General features: G+C 36.4%; 16 protein-coding genes. All 16 read left to right on the top strand.

Annotated features, from left to right (window positions below; translation table 11 throughout):
* Positions 1–11: 11 nt before the first annotated feature.
* Positions 12–908: a ribokinase gene (locus tag RTW14_RS12815; protein WP_312652010.1), complete on the top strand. Its 897-nt coding sequence runs from the start codon at positions 12–14 to the stop codon at positions 906–908.
* Positions 909–1,073: 165 nt separating this feature from the next.
* A complete protein-coding gene (rpsF, locus tag RTW14_RS12810; protein WP_312652008.1) occupies positions 1,074–1,361 on the top strand; it encodes a 30S ribosomal protein S6 in 288 nt (95 codons plus the stop codon).
* 10 nt (positions 1,362–1,371) lie between these two features.
* On the top strand, positions 1,372–1,806 hold the full coding sequence (locus tag RTW14_RS12805; protein ID WP_312652006.1) for a single-stranded DNA-binding protein: 435 nt from the start codon (positions 1,372–1,374) through the stop codon (positions 1,804–1,806).
* Positions 1,807–1,836: 30 nt separating this feature from the next.
* Positions 1,837–2,070: a 30S ribosomal protein S18 gene (gene rpsR / locus RTW14_RS12800; RefSeq protein ID WP_331640265.1), complete on the top strand. Its 234-nt coding sequence runs from the start codon at positions 1,837–1,839 to the stop codon at positions 2,068–2,070.
* A 176-nt stretch (positions 2,071–2,246) separates the two neighbouring features.
* Complete coding sequence (locus RTW14_RS12795) at positions 2,247–2,990, top strand: DUF2232 domain-containing protein (protein ID WP_312652004.1); 744 nt, start codon at positions 2,247–2,249, stop codon at positions 2,988–2,990.
* Between the two features lie 44 nt (positions 2,991–3,034).
* Positions 3,035–4,849 carry a DHH family phosphoesterase gene (locus tag RTW14_RS12790; protein WP_312652003.1) on the top strand — a complete coding sequence of 605 codons (1,815 nt, stop codon included), beginning with the start codon at positions 3,035–3,037 and terminating at the stop codon, positions 4,847–4,849.
* Position 4,850: 1 nt separating this feature from the next.
* A complete protein-coding gene (rplI, locus tag RTW14_RS12785) occupies positions 4,851–5,294 on the top strand; it encodes a 50S ribosomal protein L9 (protein WP_312652001.1) in 444 nt (147 codons plus the stop codon).
* 9 nt (positions 5,295–5,303) lie between these two features.
* Positions 5,304–6,626: a replicative DNA helicase gene (gene dnaB / locus RTW14_RS12780; protein ID WP_312651999.1), complete on the top strand. Its 1,323-nt coding sequence runs from the start codon at positions 5,304–5,306 to the stop codon at positions 6,624–6,626.
* Positions 6,627–6,649: 23 nt separating this feature from the next.
* Positions 6,650–7,951 carry a DnaD domain protein gene (locus tag RTW14_RS12775; RefSeq protein WP_312651997.1) on the top strand — a complete coding sequence of 434 codons (1,302 nt, stop codon included), beginning with the start codon at positions 6,650–6,652 and terminating at the stop codon, positions 7,949–7,951.
* Positions 7,924–10,062: a LysM peptidoglycan-binding domain-containing M23 family metallopeptidase gene (locus RTW14_RS12770; RefSeq protein ID WP_312651995.1), complete on the top strand. Its 2,139-nt coding sequence runs from the start codon at positions 7,924–7,926 to the stop codon at positions 10,060–10,062. The genes RTW14_RS12775 and RTW14_RS12770 overlap by 28 nt, the downstream gene beginning before the upstream one ends.
* Positions 10,063–10,078: 16 nt before the next feature.
* Positions 10,079–10,702, top strand: a complete 624-nt coding sequence (udk, locus tag RTW14_RS12765; RefSeq protein WP_312651993.1) for a uridine kinase — start codon at positions 10,079–10,081, stop codon at positions 10,700–10,702.
* A gap of 270 nt (positions 10,703–10,972) precedes the next feature.
* Positions 10,973–11,203 carry a helix-turn-helix transcriptional regulator gene (locus RTW14_RS12760; protein WP_312651991.1) on the top strand — a complete coding sequence of 77 codons (231 nt, stop codon included), beginning with the start codon at positions 10,973–10,975 and terminating at the stop codon, positions 11,201–11,203.
* Entirely contained in the window at positions 11,190–11,621 is a 432-nt protein-coding gene (locus RTW14_RS12755; protein WP_312651989.1) for a hypothetical protein, read from the top strand. Before RTW14_RS12760 ends, RTW14_RS12755 begins: the two co-directional genes overlap by 14 nt.
* A gap of 60 nt (positions 11,622–11,681) precedes the next feature.
* Positions 11,682–12,101 carry a hypothetical protein gene (locus tag RTW14_RS12750; protein WP_312651987.1) on the top strand — a complete coding sequence of 140 codons (420 nt, stop codon included), beginning with the start codon at positions 11,682–11,684 and terminating at the stop codon, positions 12,099–12,101.
* A gap of 555 nt (positions 12,102–12,656) precedes the next feature.
* A complete protein-coding gene (locus tag RTW14_RS12745; RefSeq protein WP_312651985.1) occupies positions 12,657–13,319 on the top strand; it encodes a response regulator transcription factor in 663 nt (220 codons plus the stop codon).
* On the top strand, positions 13,316–14,839 hold the full coding sequence (locus tag RTW14_RS12740) for a sensor histidine kinase (protein ID WP_312651983.1): 1,524 nt from the start codon (positions 13,316–13,318) through the stop codon (positions 14,837–14,839). The genes RTW14_RS12745 and RTW14_RS12740 overlap by 4 nt, the downstream gene beginning before the upstream one ends.
* Positions 14,840–14,920 lie beyond the last annotated feature (81 nt).

Raw genomic sequence — 14,920 nt, 5'->3', positions numbered from 1 at the left:
AGGAGAACGATATGAAAATATTAAATTTTGGTTCTTTGAATATAGACTGGGTTTATAATGTAGATCATTTTGTTAAACCGGGAGAAACTCTTTCTGCCTTGTCTGTTGACAGGTTTTGCGGGGGTAAGGGGCTAAATCAGTCAGTAGCCTTATCTAAGGCGGGAGCTTCGGTTTTTCATGCAGGAGGCATTGGAATTGACGGACAGTTCTTAAAAGAACGCCTTAAAGAAAGCGGCGTTGATGTAAGTTTTGTTAAAACATTTGATGTGCCAACAGGTAATGCTTTTATTCAGGTGGATAAAACAGGACAAAACTGTATTATACTTTTTGGTGGAGCAAATCAGGAAATTACTAAAGAGTATGCAGAAGAAGTGATTAAAAATTTTCAAAAAGGAGACATTATCGTTCTTCAAAATGAAATTAGCTCACTAAATGAAATTGTGGATATGGCATATGAAAGTGGTTTACAGATTTTCTTAAATCCAAGTCCTATGAATGAAAAGATTTTAGCCCTTGATTTAAACAAAATAACCTATTTTATGATGAATGAAATAGAGGGTGAAGCCATTACAGGAAGCAATGAACCGGATATTATTCTTGATAAAATGATAGAAAAATACCCTAAAAGTAAAGTTGTTTTAACTTTAGGCGATAAAGGGGCAAGATACGCAGAAGGAACCAAACGTATTGCTTGTGGCAGTTATGAAGTGAAAGCAGTTGATACTACAAGCGCAGGAGATACTTTTACGGGGTATTTCATCGCGGCTTTGGCTGACAATATGGAAATAGAGAAGGCATTAGAAAGATCCGCTAAGGCAGCTGCACTGGCAGTATCCGTAAAGGGTGCCTCGAATTCCATACCGTTACCAGAAGAAGTTGATAATTGCAAGCTTACTTTGAAAAAATAATTCAAAAATTACCTTGCTTTTTCAAAAAAATATAGTATAATTAAAAGGCATGAAATTTGTAGGACTACTTTGAAATTATTTTCAGTTGGAGTCCGACCGACAAAAGATTGCTCTCTGTGCAGGCATAAGGTCTGCACCATTTAGTCCATAGGGAGGTGAAAACGAATGACAAATTATGAAATTATGTTCATTATCGACCCAACTGTAGAAGATGCTAAAAAGGATGCTGTTGTAGCAACAGTACAGGAAATCATTGCATCAGATGGTGAGGTTGGTAAGGTTGATGTTTGGGGCATGAGAAAGCTTGCATATCCAATTCAGAAGAAGAATGAAGGTTACTATGTGGTAATCGAGTTCAAGGCTGCTCATGATCTACCAAAGGAATTAGACAGAAGACTTAGAATTTCAGACGCAGTAATGAGACATCTTATCGTAAACAAGGATGAGAAATAGGGGGTAACAAATGAATAGTGTAGTTCTTATTGGAAGACTTACTAGGGACCCTGAAGTTAGATATACTCCTAGTACACAGATGGCTGTTGCTACTTTTACATTAGCAATTGACAGACCTACTGGTCAGGGGAAAGAAAAACAAACTGATTTTCCTAGAATAACTGTATTTGGCAAGCAAGCCGAAAACTGTGAGAGATTTCTTACGAAAGGCAGACTTGTAGGCATTCAGGGAAGAATTCAGACAGGAAGCTACAAGAATAAAGAGGGTGCAACTGTATACACCACTGATGTTGTAGCAAATAATGTGGAATTTCTGGAATGGGGAGACAGAGGCGGAGATGGCGCAAGAAATAGTTCATCAGTACCTACTGGTTTCCAGACGATGGACGAACCATCGATTCCAGAAGGTTTCTCATCACTTGATGATGATGATATTCCATTCTAAACAAACCTTAATGAAAGGAGCGTAATCGCTATGATGGATAAAAGACGTGGCGGCATGAGAAGAAAGAAAGTATGTCAGTTCTGTGCCGATAAAACTGAAGCAATAGATTACAAGGACGCAGACAAACTAAAGAAGTATATTACTGAAAGAGGTAAAATTCTTCCTAAGAGAATCACAGGTACTTGTGCTATTCATCAGAGAGAAGTTACTAAGGCTATTAAGAGAGCAAGAATTGTTGCATTATTACCTTACGTAGCTGACTAATATAACATTAAATTTAAAACCGAGTCTTATCTGACTCGGTTTTTTTATCTATATAGAAAAAGATTATTTTCACATAAAATAATAAAAAATACGGGGGCAAAGCCATATTTTGTAATGTTTGAAATTTGAATTGCTTTGTGATATAATTAATAGGTTAAAATAGTAGGGAGAATTGGATGTATACATTAATTATATTTTCGGTATTGGTGTTTTTACCGCTACCTTTAATGGCTTCAGCAGCCAGAAAAACAAAAAAAAGCTATAGGGCTATATTTGAAGGGGTTTTAGGTGTTGCCATAGCTATGATGCTGATGTTTATTATCGCGTCCGTTACAGGAAATCCTGTGGGCCGTGCTATAGCATCAGATTTACAATTGTTCTGCGAAACTGCAGCAAACAATAATCAAATTGTCTCCATGTTAGGCATGGAAAAGGTTTCATTTGGCGATAGGGTCAATACACTTACTAAAGTATATACGTATGCGATAAATGCTTTACCAGCAACAATGCTAGTTTGGTCCACGATTATCGCATATTTTGAATATATGCTTATAAGCAGAATAAGCAGAGGAGCAAAATATCCATTACCAGAACTTACAAAACTTAAAGATTTTAGTATGCCAAGGAAGGCGTTATGGGGATGGATTTTAATCTATTTAATGACTTTTGTTGTTACATTGCTTGGGTTTATGCATAGCAAGATATTACAGATAAATATACAAGTGTTATTTCAATTTGCATTTCAGATACAAGGTTTAGCTGTAATATTTTACTTTTGTGATTCTAAAAAATGGCCAAAAGTTGTTGCTGTCATATTGTGTTTATTTTTCTTGCCGACAGCTATAGGGCAAATGTTATTATGCATGATAGGGTTCTTAGATTTGGGATTCGGATTGCGAAAGATAATAACCAGACGTTAGTTTCGAGCTATCTGATTAGTATTGAGTGAAAAAGAGGAAATAAAATGGATGGAACAAGCCTAGAAAAAATCACCACTGAGAAGAGAATTGAAAAATTACTTTCTGCTTATGTGCCGCTTCCTATGTGTGTTATAAATCAGCAGGGAAAGGTTACTAGAGCCAGTAATAAAATTGATGAAGTGTTTAAATATGATGGTATAAAAGATGCAGATATATTTGCTCTTACTGGAATAAAACACGGAGAGTTCTTCTCTGAAGGTGTGAATGAGAAGTTTTTGACACTTTCCAGAAATGACAAGATTTTTAGAATCCAAGTAGGATATATTGGCAACAATGAGCAAAGGCGTGCCATAATCTATTTCTATGACATCACAAATTATGAAACATTAAAGACGATGTACAATGATGAGCGTACATGTGTGGCAACTATAAATGTGGATAACTATGATGAACTTACCTCAAGTACGTCAGAGGAAAAGCGTCTGGCTTTAAGCACAGATATTGACAAGGCCGTAAGACAATGGGCCGCAAGAGGTAACGCCTCTATTATCAGATATAAAGAAAGTATGTATTTTATGGTATTTGAAAATGCCTACTTAGAGAAAATTCTTGAAAATAAGTTTGCAATTCTTGATGACATCAGAGCCATAGAAACGGAGGCTGACTTCCCAGTAACTTTAAGTATTGGCATTGGGGCAGGCGGAAAACATCCTGCACAGAACGATCAGTATGCTGTTGCAGCTTTAGACCTTGCACTGGGCCGTGGGGGTGACCAGGCCGTTGTAAAAAAGGGAGCCAAACTGGAATACTTTGGCGGCAAAATGCAGACCGTTGAAAAGGGAAACAAAGGAAAATCAAGAATTATAGCGCATGCTATAAAGCAGCTTGTAGATCAATCCTCTAAAGTTATAATTATGGGACATCGTAATCCTGACATGGATTCTTTTGGATCAGCTTTAGGTATTTACAGGATTGTTGCAAATAGAAATAAAGATGCTTATATTGTTATAAATAACTATTTTGAAACCCTTGCGGAGATATATAATCAGGCAAAAGAAACGGAATTTTATCAATTTATCAATAGTGAAAAGGCTATATCTATGACGGATAAGGATACGCTTTTGGTTGTTCTAGATACCCATAGACCTAGTCTAACAGAGTGTAAAGAATTGTTAGATCTAACTGAGAGAATAGTAGTAATAGATCATCACCGTAAGGCTGAAGAATGGATTGAAAATGCTACCTTGTATTATATGGAACCTTATGCGTCTTCAACATCGGAGCTGGTAACAGAAATTTTACAGTATTCCGGTGACAAGAAAAATGTTGCAAAGCTTGAAGTTGAAGGTCTTCTAGCAGGAATATCAATGGACACAAATCGATTTGCTGTGAAAACGGGCGTTAGAACCTTCGAAGCCGCTTCTTGGTTAAGACGTTCGGGAGCAGATACAACTACAGTTAAAAGATTTTTTCAAACAGATGTAGAAGCCTTTAAGATAAAGGCAAGGTGCATAGCAGATGCAGAAATAAAAGAAACTGGAATAGCTTATGCTATAAGTCATGGACATCATCCTGACATTCAGGTAATTAATTCTCAGGCAGCAGATGAACTTTTATCGGTTAAAAATGTTCGAGCTAGTTTTGTTGCGGGCAAAGATGAGAAAGGGACTACAGTAATTAGCGCAAGATCTCTTGGAGAAATGAATATGCAGACAATAATGGAGAAGCTGGGGGGTGGAGGACACCTGACCACTGCAGGTGCACAAGTTGAATGTACACCAGAAGAAGCATTACAGCAGATAGAGGAAATTGTAAATTCATTGGATGGTAAACTTGCGAAAAACAAGGAGGAAAAATAAGATGATTGTTATATTGTTAAAAGATGTAAAAGGTTCCGGTAAAGCGGGAGAAGTTGTAAAAGTAAACGATGGATATGCAAGAAATTTGCTAATTCCGAAGGGGCTGGCAAAGGAAGCAACAGAAGGTAATGTTAGAAGTTTGGAAAAGCAGAAAGCTATTGCTGCAGAAAAGAAAGCCGAAGAAAAGGCAGCGGCCCAGCAGTTAGCTGAAAAGCTTAAAGAACTAACCGTTTCTATTGTAACAAAGGGTGGAGAAGGTGGAAGACTATTCGGGTCCATCACTTCAAAGGATATTTCAGAAGCATTAAATAAGCAGCATAAAATTAATATTGATAAGAAAAAATTCGTTCTTGAAAATCCAATAAAAACAACGGGTGAGTTTTTTGTAGAAGTAAAACTTTATACAGAAGTAGCAGGTGCTGTAAGAGTTAATGTTTCAGTTTAGGTGATTTAAATGTTAGATAGAATACCTCCTCACAACGATGATGCGGAAAGGTCAGTATTAGGCGCGGCTATGCTGGACAAAGATGCACTTTTTGACATCATTGAGGCAGTGAAGGATGAGGATTTTTACAGCGAAATACACAAAGAAATTTTCCACGCAATTGTCGAGTTATGTAGAAAAAGTGCGCCGGTTGATGCACTTACTGTGGCAGAAGAGTTAAAAAAAAGAAAAGCACTTGAAATGGTTGGCGGACGTGCTTACGTTCTGTCTTTAGCCAGCAGCGTTCCATCTACAGCAAATGCAGTTCAATATGCTAAAATAGTAGCGGAGAAAGCTGTGCTTAGAAATCTGATAAGGACCGCAAGTGATATTGTAGAGGAAAGTTATCAGGAAAAAATGGAACCTGAGGCAGTACTTGATCATGCTGAACGAGGAATTTTCGAAATTGCTCAAAAAAGGCAGAAAAAAGACTATGCAGCATTGCAGGATGTACTGCTTTCCAACATGGAAATGATAGATGAAATATCAAGGCTTGAAGGTAATGTTACTGGTATACCTACGGGATTTATTGACCTTGATGCAAAGACTGCAGGCTTTCAAAGATCAAACCTAATTGTTCTTGCGGCAAGACCAGCTATGGGAAAAACTGCATTTGCACTAAATGTAGCTCAGCAGGCAGCCATAAAGGGTAATGCTACGGTATTAATTTTTAGTTTGGAAATGGGTAAAGAAGAACTTGGACAAAGACTTTTATCTATGGAATCCCGTATAGAAATGCAAAAATTAAAGACAGGCCAGCTAGAACGTAAGGATTGGGAAGACATCACGCTTGGATTAGATGCTCTTTCAAAGGCAAACATTTTTATAGATGATACACCAGGCATTTCTATTATGGAGATGAAGAATAAATGTAGAAGGTTAAAGGCTGAAAAGGGACTGGATATGATTGTGGTGGATTATCTTCAGCTTATGAATTATGAAGGTAGGAACGAGAGCAGACAGCAAGAAATTTCTGCACTTTCAAGATATTTAAAACTTCTTGCAAGAGAAATGGACTGCCCTGTTATATTGCTTTCGCAGCTTTCTCGTGCACCAGAGCAAAGAACAGACCACAGGCCAATACTTTCTGACCTTAGAGAATCTGGCTCCATTGAGCAGGATGCGGATATAGTAATTTTCTTATACAGAGACGATTATTATAATCCTGAGACAGACAAGCCAGGCGTTTGTGAAGTTATTATTGCAAAACAGAGAAGTGGTCCAACTGGTACGGTAGAGTTGACTTGGTTAGGAAAATACACGAGATTCGTGGATAAGAGTAATATTAGATAATTATAATTGAATGGGAAGGTAACATGCAGAATAATTTTGTTAAAAAAAGAGCAAATGAACTTTACCTTTTAGACACCAATGTTGAAAATGTATTTATAAGTGAATATATGGTGGGTGCGCCGGCGGAATATGTAAAGGTTTATCTCTTTGCGCTTATGTATGCAAGTGCAGGACATTATATGGATAATGACACTATTGCTAAGCAGCTTTCCATGGCAGATGAGGACATCTTAAAAGCCTGGTCTTACTGGGAGGCCATTGGGGTGATTGAAAAACATTTTGAGGACCCGAAAGATAAGTTTAACTACGGCATAGAGTTCATAAATTTAAAAGAACTTTTATATGGGAAGCAGACAAAAAAAAGCAAAGAAAATAAATCCAATAAAGATATACAAAATAAATTAGTAGACATTGACGTAAAGGAAATGTATAGTTCTATTGAAAAGATAACAGGTAGACTTCTTGGGGGTAAAGAGCCTATGTCTATCCTTTCATGGATAGAAGATTTTGGCGCTGATCCAGAGATGATTGTTTATGCTTATACCTACTGTAAAAATACACGAAAGAAGGATGCACCTAATTACGTGGGAACTGTAGTGAAAGAATGGGCAGAAAAAAATCTTAAGACAAAAGAAGATATTGAAGTATATTTACAGGAAATAGATAATAAGCACTATTTATATAAACGTGTTATGAGGGCACTTGGGTTTAACAGAAATGCTACAGAACAGGAAAAGCACTTGATGGATTCATGGTTTGGAGAAATGGAGTATAAGCTTGACAAGGTCTTGGAAGCATGTAACAAAACCAGTGGAATATCTAATCCAAATATAAATTATGTACATAAAATCCTTAAAAACTGGCGGGAAGATAGCGGAGCTGGGAATAGTGGATCTTCTGAAAAGACAGGTGGAAGTAAGTCTGTAAAGGCAGGAAGTGTGCTTAGGTATTATGACATGATTAGAGAGAAAGCCGAAGCAGAAGCTGCCGAAAGACGTCAGCAGATATATGACCAGCTGCCTGAAATAAAGCAAATAGACGAAGAGGTAAGAGACCTTGGTATGAAACTTTCAAGGGTAATGGTTTCGGGAGCAGATAATGCCAAAGAACAACTTGGAAGATTTAGGATTAAGATTGATGCTTTAGGCGAGGAGAAAGCCTTTAAGCTTACTGAAAATAATTTTCCTATGGATTACATGGAAATCCGTTATAAATGTGATAAATGTAAGGACACAGGAACGAATGATATGGGGGAACGTTGTAGTTGCTTTAATGAGCGGCTTAGCGAAGCGGAAATATGGCAAAATTCTTCAAAGAAGATTTAGATAAAACACAGAAAAAGAAAAACAAAAGAAAACATAGACCTGGAGAACTTATTGCGGACTTAAATAATTTGGGTGCAGATAAAGAGGATGAGTTTTTAAGGGGATTTCCGAAGACACCAGCTGAAATTGCACAGGAACAGGCAGAAGCTCAGGCAAAGGCTCAGGTCTTAGCAAGAGCAGAAGAGGAAGCTGCAAGGCTGCTGGAGGAAGAAAATAAGAAAGCTTTGTTAGAGGCAGAGGCTCAAGCAACGAAGCAAAAGGAGCAAGAAGAATTAAATGCTATACTTGCAGCTGAAAAAATGCAAAGTGGACAAGTTAAAACTAAGAGAGAAAAATTAGGGACGGGGCAAACTACAGTTGCAGATAAAACAATGGAACTAATGACATCTGTGGAGCATGGAATCGGTGAATTCTGTCGAACTTTTTATGAAACAATAATACATTTGGGACATTGTGCGCAAGATGAAATCGTATCTTCGGTAGGTTCAGTTTTTGGCGGCATGAAAGCGGTTAAAAATGCAGGCAGGGACAAAATAAATACTTATTACCAAGAGAACCCAGAAAAAAGGCGTGAACGGCATCAGAAAAATCGTAAACTAATGAGACAGTTTATTCAGACAAAGAATAATCTGATTGCAAAGGAAAAAGCTACAGCTGCCAAAATGGTTCGGTTTATTAACCATGTGGATACCAAAAATGAACAACTGGCAGATAAAACCACAGTTATCGTTACAGAAGGTAACAAAAAGTTTAATTTTGCAAGAGAATGGGCAGAGATAAATAAGAGAAAGCTATTACTACATTTTGGTGTAGTTATAGTTATAGCAATTTGCTGTGTTGCAGTATTTAATTATTGTACGGCATATGAATATTCCTATAATGGCAGAACCCTTGGCATGGTAAAAAAGCAGGAAGATGTTTTAAAGATAGTTGATATCGTAAGTGAGCAGCTTTCTAAAGAACATAATGCAGAAATAAACATTGATAAAGAACAAGATATCGCTTTTAAAAGGGTTGTTGCCATAAATAAGGACATGGACGATACAGAGGCAGTCCTTAAGCGGCTGACCTATATGAAAAACATGAATGCCACAGCTTATGGAATTTATGTAAATGATATAAGAGTTGCTATTGTAGACAGTAAAAAAACAGCTAAAGACATATTGAATAACATTCAAGCAATGTATCTTGTTTCATCAGGAGATATAGACTATAAAAAGGTTAGTTTTAAAGAAAAAGTTACTTTTAAAGAAATAGATACTAAGCTGGGAAGAATACAAAATGTTGATACCGTTATGCAGAAGCTGTTGACTGGGGCAATCTCCCAGCAGGTTCATATAGTAGCAACAGGGGATACCTTATCAGGCATAGCAAAGACTTATGGTATGTCAATAAGTGAGTTAAGGGAAGCAAATCCTACTATCAATCCAGAAAAGTTAAGTATTGGTCAGCAGATTGTACTTACAAAACCAGCGCCGATGGTAACCGTTCAGACTCTGGAAATAGCAAATTATCTTGAAGCGATTGCATATCAAACCGAGTACAAAGATACAAATACCCTTTATAAGGGGGAAACAAATACAGAAGTACAGGGCATTGATGGTGAACGTTCCGTTACTGCACGAATAACTAGACAAAATGGGGTTCAAGTAGCGGCAACCGTTTTATCCTCTGAAACCACTTTAGAACCAACTACAGCAGTAATTCTAAGGGGTACCAAGGAACGCCCGTCCACTGTGGGGACCGGAAACCTAAAATATCCAGTATCTAGTTTCAGGTTAACTTCAAAATTCGGACCAAGATGGGGCAGAATGCATTATGGGCTAGATCTTGCTTGTCCTGTAGGCACAAGAGTCAGTGCTGCAGATGGTGGTACGGTAATCTTCTCAGGTTATAGTGGTTCCTTAGGCTATGTAGTTAAGATTAATCATGGTAATGGTATAGTTACTTTTTATGCACATTGTAGTAAGTTACTGGTGAAAAAAGGTGATAAAGTTTATCAGGGACAGCAGATTGCAAATTCAGGAAATACCGGAAGAAGCACTGGTCCCCACTGCCATTTCCAAGTTGAGAAAAATGGCGTACCAGAAAATCCGTTGAATTATTTGTAGGAGGAAGGATACACAGATGGAAGATAATGAGGTTATTGTAATAGGTATCGCTGGAGGTACAGGAAGCGGAAAGAGTACGCTGATCAATAAAATAAAAGAAGAATTTAATGATAATATTACAGTAATTTCACATGACTTCTACTATAAAGAGCACGACAATATGCCCTTTGAGGATAGAATACTTTTAAACTATGACCATCCAAATGCTTTTGATACAGATTTGATGATTGAGCATATAAGACAGCTAAAAGCCTGGAAACAAGCCATGTGTCCTGTGTATGATTTCACTATTCATAACCGTGTAGATGAAAAACTAGTGTTAAAACCTTCAAAAGTTGTTGTTGTAGAAGGAATATTAATTTTTGAAAACAAAGAACTTTTAGACTTGCTTGATATAAAAGTTTTTGTAGATACTGATTCTGATGTAAGGATTATACGACGTATATTACGGGACGTTAGAGAACGAGGCAGAAGCTTAGAATCTGTTGTTGCACAGTATCTTACAACAGTAAAGCCTATGCATGAAGAGTTTGTGGAACCAAGCAAGAAAAATGCGGACATCATTATTCCTGAGGGTGGGTTTAATACTGTAGCATTACAGATGTTGAATCAAAGGATACATGCCTTATTAAATGAATAAGCGTTACGAGTCAATTTAATAATTTTAGTCCAAAACAGGAGTATATGAATGCCCCGTCTCAGTAGGATGTTTTAAGTTTTTAAGATTTGCCGTAGGATTTTTGTCCTACGGCTTTTATCTTGTCTTAAGCTGTATTTTGGACAAGTTTTCCAATCATAACAAAAATTTGTTAGGCCAACTTTGTGTTAAAATTGACATCTTTAGCCGAATATAGTATTATGAAGTTAACTTCTTATGAAGCGAGCTTCATAATACGAGAGCAGGGGAATTATGAAAACAAAAGTAAAAGAATTACGGAACAAAGCTAATTTAACACAGCAACAGTTGGCAGACTTGGTTTATGTTTCATCAAGAACCATTATTTCTATTGAAAAAGAGCAGTATAGCCCTTCCCTTATGCTGGCGTATCGAATGGCAGAAGTATTTAAAACAACGGTGGAGGATTTATGCTGTCTAAAAGAGAACAAGGAATTGGAGGATAACCAGCGTGAAGATTTATAATAAAAAGGGACTCGTGTTTGGAATCGTGTGGACCGCAGTAGGTGTCTGTAATTTAATCGTTAATATTGTTTCACCTGAAGAGTTTTTACCGAAACAACTCAAGGATGTTATTATTGCTGTTGTGGTTATCATGATTGGCATTAGCGGATTTATTCGTGCTTTTTCAAAACAAGCCACAAGAGAAGATATTATAGAAGGTCACGATGAAAGAAACAGGCTTTTAATGCTTAAAACTAAGTCGTTAACACTAAAAATCCTTTACGGCTGTCTTGCAGTGTCTGCAATAGGGGGCGTGGTTGGATACAAGCTGATTGACAACACAGCATGGATTCCTGTTTTTACAGTATCCGCAGTTTTTCTGGGGTTTTTATTGTTAGTTGAATTGACGGTCAGTATCTATTATGGGAGGCATATGTGAGATAGGAGACAAAATGATGAGTAATCTAAATAATTAAAAATTTACAAAGGGAGAAGTAAAATGCCTGAAAGAGAGAAATGTTTTGAACAAGCTGAACTTAGATTATACAGTTTAAAGGAAAAGATGAATTTTAGTGACTTGCAATTTGAAAGGATAAAATCGACAATATTTAAGTCATCCATATGGGATAGAGGAATAGATGAAGCAATAGTTGATTTTATGAATGAATTTGATGAAGATGAAAAAGAAGAGATGAAATTTAGATATGAAACAGCTAAGATAGCCAGTACTTCTGCAAAAGAGTTATGGAATCAATTGAATAAGTGCTCCGACATTGAATTGCCAAAAGAGAGTATAATTATAATTTTAAGTTACTTTATTGAGTATTTTAAAGAATTTGCAGACCAGTTTAACGATAATAAAGATACGGAAGTACTTATACATCTTAGAAAAAGTTTAGAAGATATCAAGCAAATGTAAGGTATCCTTGAATTTAAGTTCCGGCAATATTAGAACAGCACAACCATCTTCAAGAAGCTCCGAATGACGTGCTGTTCAAGCTGCATTCACCCTATTGCCTGCACAAGGTTCTGCCGCAAGGCAGCCCTTATCTGAATAATGATAATGAGGTCGTCAAAGCCTATGTAACAGAGTGCATGGATATTGCCGCTGACATATATCGCTGCTTGGATTTCGGTTCTGAGCTTCTTGTCGTGTATGAGTACTGTTACAGTGAAAACAGTCAAGAGGAAATTTATTTCGGAGAAAAACGAATACGTTTCATGGTATCTTCCATTGGCATGGTATTTTGTTTCAGATAATCCTCCAATAAAGATTATTTACAATTCATAGGTAATCGTTTGGCTGTATGCGAAACAATTATGATTTTCGAAAACATCCTTATTAGATGATTGCTAAAAAATGCTCCTGTTTTTTAATATCCTGTTGTAAACGGTAAGAACAGGAAGTACTCTTAGTAAGATTTCAGTAAAACTACAGATTTCTGTGTTAGAATAAAACTGAGGTGGTAATGAGATGAATATTCAAATTTTAGTTGTTGAGGATGATAAACATATTTGTGATACAGTAAAAACCTTTTTACAGAATGAAGGTTTTTTTGTGGACACCACTTTTGATGGAGAAGAAGCATTGGAAATGTTTTATGATAAAAACTATCATCTTGTGATTCTTGATATTTTGCTTCCCCGTTTAAACGGGCAGGAACTTTTAAAGGAATTTCGAAAAATAAGTAATGCACCTGTTCTGATAATGACTGCGTTGTCAGATGACACAAATCAACTAACAGCCTTTCAGAATGAAGCTGATGATTATGTGATAAAGCCTTTTTCCATGCAAATTCTTATTAAACGTGTTGAGGCATTGTTGAGACGAAGTGGGATGCTTCAAAAAGAAATTAGTGTCGGAAAATTGTCACTTAATATGGAATCATATAAAGCAATTTATGACACTAGGAAGTTAGCTCTTACTTTAAGAGAATTTGAGATTTTGCTCCTTCTTGTGCAAAATAAGGGAAAAGTCATTTCACATGAAACCTTTTTCACTAAAATATGGGGTTATGATTTCGATGGAGATGAGGGGATTGTACATACGCACATTAAAAATCTGCGCAGTAAACTCCCTGTTAATATGATTAAAACAGTCAGAGGTATCGGATATAGTCTGGAGGAACAAAAGTGAACATACATAAATTTGGAATTTTTGGAAAAGTATTTTTATATACACTATTGTTTCTTTCACTTACGATTAGTATAACAGTACTTGTTTTTGCACAACAGTTTAAAGACTTTTATGATTATCTTCAAGTTCAACAATATACAGCAATGTTTGAACCATTGAAAATGAGCATAGTTAAAGATGAAGGTATTGAACAGATTGTTAAAACAGCTAATGAATTTCATGATAAGAATCAGTCTTTTGTTTTTAATATAGAAACTCAAGATGGAGATATTGTTTATACAACAGTTAACGATAAAGGTATAACAACAACAGAATCACATGTTGTAGTAACTAAAGATATAGCAACAGACTCCAAAAATGAAGGGGTAGAGCCTATCGGTAAAAAAAATGGAGGGCTAGTTACAAGTAAAAGCTTTAGTATAAGTAAGGCAGAAGGTATAGTAACAGATTCGGCTAATAGACCCAGAACAGTTACAATTTCAAAGAAAAATCAAAATAATATAGAGATTGCGTTGGATGATAATCTAATCATAAGTACAGTAACGGTGACGGATAATAAAGATTTGTACGAAGAGTTCATTAAAAAAGGAATTTTTATTCTATTTCTTTTATTATTATCAAGTATTGCCGGAGCAGTACTGTTTGCCAGAGGAATCACCAGACCAATCAGAACGCTGGCTGATGACACCTGTAAAATGGCATGTCTTGAAGAAGTTTCGCTGCCAGTTTCCAGACGGGATGAGGTGGGGCAGCTGGCCAGAGATGTACATAATATGTATGAAAAACTGAAATATACGATTTCGGAACTTCAGGCAGAAGTTATTCGTGAAAGAGAAATGGAGGAAAATCAGAGGTATTTTTTTTCTGCAGCTTCTCATGAATTGAAAACACCAATTGCAGCTACTTCCGCATTGCTGGAAGGAATGATCGCAGGGATAGGTGATTACAATAATCATCCAAAATACTTGAGGGAATGCTTGAATATGATGAGAGCACAGAATCGAATTATTACTGAAATACTAGAAATTGTAAAGCTTTCAGATAAAAAAATTGTTCCGCATAAGGAGAAGGTAATACTGTTACATATCATTCATTATTTATTGCCGGAGTACAATACCCTTGCGGATAAAAAAGAGCAGAGTATCTTTATCGAAATTCCGGAAACGACTTCCTGTTATACTGATCCCAAAATGATATGCAATGTATTTTCAAATGTAGTGATGAATGCGATTCAAAACTCATCGAAGGGGGAAGAAATTCGTATTTGGAGTGAAATTCGAGATAATGATATTGTTCGTATTTCCATTCTCAATACAAATGCTCATATAGATGAAGAAATCAAGGCAAAACTTTTTGAACCATTTTACAGAGTAGATAAGGCAAGAAGCAGGACGCAAGAGTGTGGAGGTCTTGGTCTGACTATTGTAAAAAAAATATTAGAATCATTAGATGTTACGTTTGCATTAGAAACAAGAAATGCAGATATAATCTTTTGGATGGATTTGCCTATAAGTGAATGAATTATGAAAACATTGGACTGCCATTTTGATATGCTCCCTTCTAGGTAGACAAGTGAAATAATAAAACACTTGATACGTAGA

The organism is Aminipila sp. (assembly GCF_032051575.1).
Classification (GTDB): Bacteria; Bacillota; Clostridia; order Peptostreptococcales; family Anaerovoracaceae; genus Aminipila.
This window is presented reverse-complemented; position numbering and strand designations above follow the sequence as displayed.